Genomic DNA, 6,860 nt, shown 5'->3' with positions numbered 1-6,860 from the left:
TGTTTTGCATTCTAAGTTGGGTTAAGTGTTTACTGCGTAATGGTTTAGGTTAGGTGGTTAGCGTTGCTCACTACTTAACGCGGCGTTAGGCTTACAAGGAGGTTTCAAATGAGGATGCCAGTTTTACAACCCATTCCAATTCGCACGAAAGAGGTTCCTAGCTTGATTTGCCGAATCTATATCTGGATCTTTTCAATTCGAAAGTGGCGGGTGAAAGAGGAATGGAGTTATACGCTTCCAGACGGCAAGACCATTGTCATTCCTGCAGGCTTCAAGTTTGACGGGGCATCGATCCCACGTCCTCTCTGGATGTTACTTTCTCCGATTGGTTTGCTACTCATTCCTGGATTAATTCATGACTATGCCTATCGGTACGACAAGTTGGTATACAGGGATGAAGAAGGCAATCTAATCGACTATCAAAAAGGTGCAGGTAAAGCTCATTGGGACAAACTATTCCGTGATGTAGGTATTCAAGTTAACGGTATTGCTTTCATTGATGTACTTGCTTGGTTAGCTTTACTAGTGGGTGGTTGGTTTACATGGTGGAAACATCGCAGAAACGATGAAAAGTAAGCCTAACAAACAATTTAAGAGGGATTCCCAACGCTTGGCATTTTTGCTTCTACTGCAAGTTTAGTGTTTATGTACAATGCTTTTAGGTTGGGCGGTAGCGTTGCTCACCCCTTAATTGGGCGTTAGCCCTCAGGAGAAAATATAAAATTGTTTGAAAATCATTTAAAAAGAACAAAGTTTTTGCTGTTTTTGCAGGGTATATCTGTTGCAGTTACTCTGTTTCTACTATTTACCTTGCTTGCCCAAGTAAATCAATTGAGCTCTTCGAGTCTTTTTCTCACATTTGCAATTGTTTTAGTGATGCTAAGCTTGAACTTGTCTAGTTTTTACGGGTTGTTAAAAAAGAAGCTTTGGGTATTTAAGTTAATGATCGTTCTTTATTTAATTCAGATGATAGGCATAGAAACACCTAACTTTTCCTTAGCCTTTTCTTTTGGAGTTGAAGTACCGATAAGTGTGAATGTTAATGAAGTAACAGTTTCTCTAAACTTACTGGCAATCTTGGTGGTTTGGTTGTCGTATACAAGTCTTAACCTTTTGAAAAAGGGCTAACAAATTGTTCAAGAGTGATTCGGCACGCGTGGCATTTTTACTATGCGTTGGTTTTAGTGGTTAAGGTGGTATGCGGAGGCTTCGGTATTGCGTGCCTCACACCTTAACAAGGCGTTATAAAGCAAATGGAGTTTATACGTTGGAAATGGATATTTTCGTAGTTGATGCGTTTACAGATCAACAGTTTAAAGGTAACTCAGCAGCAGTAGTTCCAGTCGAAGACTGGCTACCTGATGAGCTAATGCAAAACATAGCAGCTGAAAATAACTTATCAGAAACTGCCTATATAAAAAATGTCGGTGCTAATCAGTATGAAATTCGCTGGTTTTCCCCACTGACAGAAATTGATTTCTGCGGTCATGCGACTTTAGCATCTGCTCATGTATTGTTTAATGAGTTCGGTGCTGAAAACCAAATCGAGTTCATCACAAAAGAAGTCGGAAACTTAAATGTCACTCTCAATGCACAGAATGAAATTGAAATGACTTTCCCCAACCAGAAACCTGAGGTTGTTTCTACAATCCCGACACAACTACTGAATGGACTATCTAACGAGCCGATACAGGTTCTCAAAAACAGGCAAGCCTACTTTGCCGTCTTTGCTAGTGAACAAGAAGTGTTGGACATCACTTATATCTCTGAGCAATTGAAACAGCTTGCACCGTTAGACGTTGTAGTCACTGCTAAATCCGATAAGTATGATTTCGTATCACGTTACTTTTGGCCAGCAAACGGTGGTGACGAAGATCCAGTTACAGGTTCTATTCATTCTGGCTTGGCTCCTTATTGGGCTGACAAATTGGATAAAGCCGATTTAGTTGCCTACCAAGCCTCCAAAAGAGGTGGTGTAGTGAAGTGCTGTGTTTCAGACGGAACTGTTGTTCTATCAGGTAAAGGTGTTCTTTATCTAAAAGGCAAGATTAACGTTTAGTGGAAATCTGCTTTATAACAAAGCGTTCAAGACGGATTCCCAACGCTTGGCATTTTCGGTTTGCTTTGAATTTAGTGTTTACGGCACAATGGTTTAGGTTTGGTGGTAGCGTTGCTCACCACTTAACGCGGCGTTAGAAGTTTTCAATCAGGTTAGCATTGAAGTTTATGTTAGAAATTAAAGAGTTTATGCCGTTTTTCCAGACTTTACTTGGTGGTGCTTTGACATTCCTTGGGGTGTACTTTGTCCAACGTAAATCTGATAGACGAGAACACGATAAATTGTTCAGAGAAACCGTACAGCAAGCATTTGAAGCACTAAACAGGGTTGAGACCCTTTATACAAATGAAGCTATCGTTTTTTATAAAGCTATACGTGACTCAAATCTTGAGAAGATTAAAGAGTCAGTATTAGGAGAGCAAGCTTCAGAGTGCAGTGATAAAGTAGTCGCATTGTTAGAGTTGTATTTTCCATTTATGGAAGAATTTATCGAAGAGTTTTGTGAAATTGAAGCTGAGTTAGTTAACTATCACAATGAAGTGATCGACTCATTTAATGAGGTGGATTTGGAAACTTACAACAAAGAGTCTGAGCGTCTAAGTAATGTTATGGCTGAAAAAGTCTCTCAAATGAAATGCTTACTGTCTGATATGATGCATAAAAAAACAAACTTCTAACAAACTGTTTAAGAGTGATTCGCAACGCGTGGCATTTTTACTATGCGTTGTGTTTGGTGTTTAAGGTGGTATGCGGCGGCTTCGGTATTGCGTTGCTCACACCTTAACAGGGCGTTAGGTGTCTAATGGAGAACTATTTTGCAGCAGTTATTTTTTATCGAAAAATCAGTGGCTGGTAGATGTGGTCCTGACAACTGTATGTGGGATCTTAATGAACTACACAATAACAACGTAGTTGCCATACTATCTGTGAATGACGGTGAAATGGTGCATGTGTCTCTTTTGGACTCATTGGGTATTGCCTACAAAAACGTTCCGCTTTCAAGTAATGCACCACCTCTCGATGGTGATTTGGATCTTTGCTTAAAGGCTCTCCCACAAATACTCAATTTCATTGAACAGCACGAGCGTAATGGTGTGGTTGTTGTTCACTGTAAATCAGGTAAAGATCGCACTGGTCTAGCTTTAGCTGCATATTTAATAAGCACCAAAAAACTGTCTCCTATAGAAGCCATATATGCTGTTAAACAGGCAAGGAGTATCGCCTTTACTGCGCCAGGTTGGGACGAATTTGCGCTAAAGGTACTAAGCGCGTTGAGAGACACCTAACAAGGCGTTTAAGGCGGATTCCCAACGCTTGGCGAGCTGAGTTCAATTAAGTTTTAGTGTTTAAGGTACAATGGTTTAGGTTTGGTGGTTGGCGTTGCTCACCACTTAACGCGGCGTTATACGAATTGCATATAGATCGGCGCAGTATGATATACTTCTTTCTTTTGCTTTAGTTGGTTGAGTTGTATGGAAAAACCTCGTTTATTTATTGGTTCGTCTTCGGAAAGCTATGATGTCGCCAGTGCTTGTAATGCTTGCTTAGATCGAAAAGTTGAAGTCACGATTTGGGACAAAATCTTTAATTCAGGTGGTGACACTCTTACTTCATTGACTGAAAAAGCAAAGAATGTGGATTTTGCTTTATTCATCTTTCGCCCCGAAGACCTCACAATGATGCGTGATAATCCCAAACCAACAGTCCGAGATAATGTATTATTTGAGTTAGGCTTGTTTATTGGTGCTTTGGGCAAAGATCGTTGCTTTATATTAAAGCCACGTAACGAAGAACTACATATGCCAACGGACTTACTAGGCGTAAATGTGAATGACTATGACCCAAACCGTAGTGATGGCGACCTGGAATCAGCTGTAAACGCGGCATGTACCAGGTTCTTGAAATCAATAACTCGGTTGGGAAGCTTTAGTAGCAAGTCTAAAGATGAAATAAAATCAAATGTCCCTTCTTTTCGAGTTTCTAGTGCGCATGCCATCTCAGAATCAATGTTACGTCTTTTAGGTCGGCTACTTCCAACGGCAACAGAAAATGACTACATTTCTCCTTTTAGTCTGTCAGATGGCTTTGAACCATACAAACTCAACATTAACTTAATCAAACTAGAACGTATGCGTCTCATTGAAAAAGTGTTGGACTCGGACATGAACGGAAATGAGTGGTATGGGTTCAAGTTAACGCAAGATGGTGTTGAATACATCTTAGAAAACGAAGCGGCAGTGGACAAAGTAATGTCTCAGTATAAACAGCCACCAAGACAGCAGTTTGATCCAGCCAACTTTGACGACGATATACCGTTCTAAAATTCGTATAACAAAGCATTTAAGAGTGATTCGCAACGCTTGGCAGTTTCGCTTCGCTCAAGTATAGCCAAGCGCCGCTCACACCTTAATGCGGCGTTAGGCGAATAGCCAAAATTGACGAAGGAAAACAGATGTATAAGGGAAGTTGTTTGTGTGGTTCAATTCAGTTTGAACTTGATGGTATTGTAACTGATATTATTCACTGTCATTGCTCGCTGTGTCGTAAAGCAAGTGGAAGTGCTTATGCAACAAATGGGTTCATTAATGCTCAAGAACTCAAGCTAACAGACCAAGATAAAACTCTTACGTTTTACGAGAGCAGCGAAGGTAAGCGCAAGTACTTCTGTAAAAGTTGCGGCTCTCCTAATATACAGTTCAAATGCTCAATCCCCAGAAAGGTATCGCCTTCGTTTGGGAGCTCTAGACAGTGACATATCAGAGCGTCCTATATCTCACAATTTCGTGACTTCGAAAGCGAATTGGGAGGACTTAAATGCGGAATTGCCGCGTTACGAGAAGCATGAACCTGGGCGGAAGTAGCTCCGAACAGGATTTCGCCTAACAAAGCATTTAAGAGTGATTCGCAACGCTTGGCGCTTTCGCTTCGCTCAAGTATAGCCAAGCGTCGCTCACACCTTAATGCGGCGTTAGCCGTTTTTCAAAAGGTCGCGTAACATATGAAAATTACCAATGGTGATGAGATAATGATTGAGTTTCATTCGCCGGAAATAGATTCAACGGGCTGGGTAGAATACTACTCTTTATCACTGTCTGGTGTAGATATGAGTTCGTCTATTCGAGTATGCAACCCTCCGTATGGTGAAAGCCCATCGGATTTTTTCTCCATGCTTGCGGACAATTGGAAAGGTTGGGTCGGCGAGAAAAATTGGGCTTCATTGGAAGGAGAGTACTCTCTGTCAGCTAGTGTAGATAGAACTGGTCATATTACTCTCATAACTAAGGTGTTTTCAGGAAGCCATGTGCCTTTCTGGAGTTCAGAAGTAGCACTTACTATTGAGGCAGGGCAACTCGAGTCAATAGCGAATGGCTTCAAAGACTTCCTGCATACAAACAGCTAACAAGGCGTTTAAGGCAGATTCCCAACGCTTGGCGTTTTGCATTCTAAGCTGGGTTAAGTGTTTACGGTGTATAGGTTTAAGTTAGGTGGTAGGCGTTGCTCACTACTTAACGCGGCGTTATATGCCAGTGTGCAGTAGCGCACTTTTGGACTTCTACTCTATTGTTTTTCTTGTATAATACGCATCCCCTTAGAGTGTGCTTAGGCTGATTGGGGAGATGGGTCAAGGTTCGATTCCTTGGACGTTTGTTGGCTCCGTAGCTCTTTTTTTTGTGCTTTTACGTTACCTTAGTATCCAGTTGGCTTCAATTTCCACTGCAGACAAAAATCAGGGGGTTCCTATGGGACAGACACTTTTAGCTCGTACTCGTATTTTCTTTAGTTCATTGTTTGAAACAACGTGGGCTACTGGAGTCGGCTTCGTCGCTGGCCACCTATCAACCTAAGCACACTTTTTCCTTTTCAGTGAGTAGAAAACATTTACTCCTTTAAATGTATCACCTTGCTTTCTTGGGCATTTTCAAATTGTCTCCATGCAAATTACTCAATAGTCGAGCTATCTTCGAGTTGGCATATAACAAAGCGTTTAAGACGGATTCCCAACGCTTGACATTTTCGGTTTGATTCGGCTTTAGTGTTTACGCCACAATGGTTTAGGTAAGGTGGTAGCGTTGCTCACCACTTAACGCGGCGTTAGGCTGCAAGTGGCGCATGTACATTAAAGAGTAAATTTGGATGGCAGATAGAGCATTAAATAGTATTAAAGAGATTAGAAAAGCTCTACGTATGTCCTCGAAACAGTTAGCTGTTAAGCTAGGCAAAGCTCCTTCGACAGTTAGCGAACTTGAGAGTAGGGAAATTACGGGCAATATTACTATTCAAAGTTTAAAGGAAATTGCTGAGTGTCTTAATTGTGAATTACATTACGAATTCAAACCAAAAGTTCCAGTGGATGAGCAAGTACTTAACCAAGCTATTAGAGAAATAGAAAACGAACTGGGTGAAGACCTTAATCTCTATAGTGAGGATGATATTGAAAGAGATGCTATGAAGCTGCTTAAAGAGCCTACCATATTGAATTGGTAGACTCTATTTGTGATTAATTTGCCCCAAAGAACATTAAGATTATGTGGACTAGCAATTTAAAGTAGAAGTTCTTGTTGCGTTTTAAGTGATCAAAAATTTGTTTTAGTGCTTTCATATAAATACCTTCTAGTTAATTTATTTCATAGGTATTTAGGAGTTCACTATCATAGGAAATTCGTATATATGCGAATTCCAGGCAAAAAAATTTTGCATGCCTAACAAACAATTTAAGAGTGATTCCCCACGCTTGGCATTTTGGGTTTGGGTCTAGTTCAGTGTGTACGGCGTTCAATTTGAGTGTGGTGCCGGCGTGGCT

Annotated in this window: 8 protein-coding genes and 1 pseudogene; all 9 read left to right on the top strand. The window is 40.8% G+C overall.

Annotated features, from left to right (window positions below; all coding sequences use genetic code 11):
- Nucleotides 1-108: 108 nt before the first annotated feature.
- The 9 genes and pseudogenes from RH45_RS22315 (at nucleotide 109) to RH45_RS22735 (ending at nucleotide 6,544) form a co-directional block, all read left to right on the top strand.
- Nucleotides 109-576, top strand: a complete 468-nt coding sequence (locus tag RH45_RS22315; protein ID WP_071986213.1) for a DUF1353 domain-containing protein — start codon at nucleotides 109-111, stop codon at nucleotides 574-576.
- A 147-nt stretch (nucleotides 577-723) separates the two neighbouring features.
- Nucleotides 724-1,128, top strand: coding sequence for a hypothetical protein (locus RH45_RS22310; protein WP_005494818.1), 405 nt, complete (start codon nucleotides 724-726; stop codon nucleotides 1,126-1,128).
- Nucleotides 1,129-1,267: 139 nt separating this feature from the next.
- Complete coding sequence (locus RH45_RS22305) at nucleotides 1,268-2,059, top strand: PhzF family phenazine biosynthesis protein (RefSeq protein ID WP_008081758.1); 792 nt, start codon at nucleotides 1,268-1,270, stop codon at nucleotides 2,057-2,059.
- A 167-nt stretch (nucleotides 2,060-2,226) separates the two neighbouring features.
- Nucleotides 2,227-2,736 (top strand): hypothetical protein, encoded by a 510-nt coding sequence (locus tag RH45_RS22300; protein WP_008081756.1) that lies wholly within the window; start codon nucleotides 2,227-2,229, stop codon nucleotides 2,734-2,736.
- A 138-nt stretch (nucleotides 2,737-2,874) separates the two neighbouring features.
- Complete coding sequence (locus tag RH45_RS22295) at nucleotides 2,875-3,345, top strand: dual specificity protein phosphatase family protein (protein ID WP_008081751.1); 471 nt, start codon at nucleotides 2,875-2,877, stop codon at nucleotides 3,343-3,345.
- Between the two features lie 186 nt (nucleotides 3,346-3,531).
- On the top strand, nucleotides 3,532-4,380 hold the full coding sequence (locus tag RH45_RS22290; protein WP_008081749.1) for a TIR domain-containing protein: 849 nt from the start codon (nucleotides 3,532-3,534) through the stop codon (nucleotides 4,378-4,380).
- 131 nt (nucleotides 4,381-4,511) lie between these two features.
- Nucleotides 4,512-4,920, top strand: a pseudogene (locus RH45_RS22285) (GFA family protein).
- 137 nt (nucleotides 4,921-5,057) lie between these two features.
- Nucleotides 5,058-5,459 (top strand): DUF6228 family protein, encoded by a 402-nt coding sequence (locus RH45_RS22280; RefSeq protein ID WP_008081744.1) that lies wholly within the window; start codon nucleotides 5,058-5,060, stop codon nucleotides 5,457-5,459.
- Between the two features lie 734 nt (nucleotides 5,460-6,193).
- The gene (locus RH45_RS22735) at nucleotides 6,194-6,544 is read left to right on the top strand and encodes a helix-turn-helix domain-containing protein (protein WP_008081740.1); all 351 of its coding nucleotides are present in this window, start codon (nucleotides 6,194-6,196) and stop codon (nucleotides 6,542-6,544) included.
- Nucleotides 6,545-6,860 lie beyond the last annotated feature (316 nt).

The sequence above is a fragment of the Vibrio sinaloensis DSM 21326 genome (assembly GCF_000189275.1).
In the GTDB taxonomy this organism is placed as follows: Bacteria; Pseudomonadota; Gammaproteobacteria; order Enterobacterales; family Vibrionaceae; genus Vibrio; species Vibrio sinaloensis.
The sequence above is the reverse complement of the archived record's forward strand: the minus strand, read 5'-3'. Positions and strand labels throughout refer to the sequence as shown.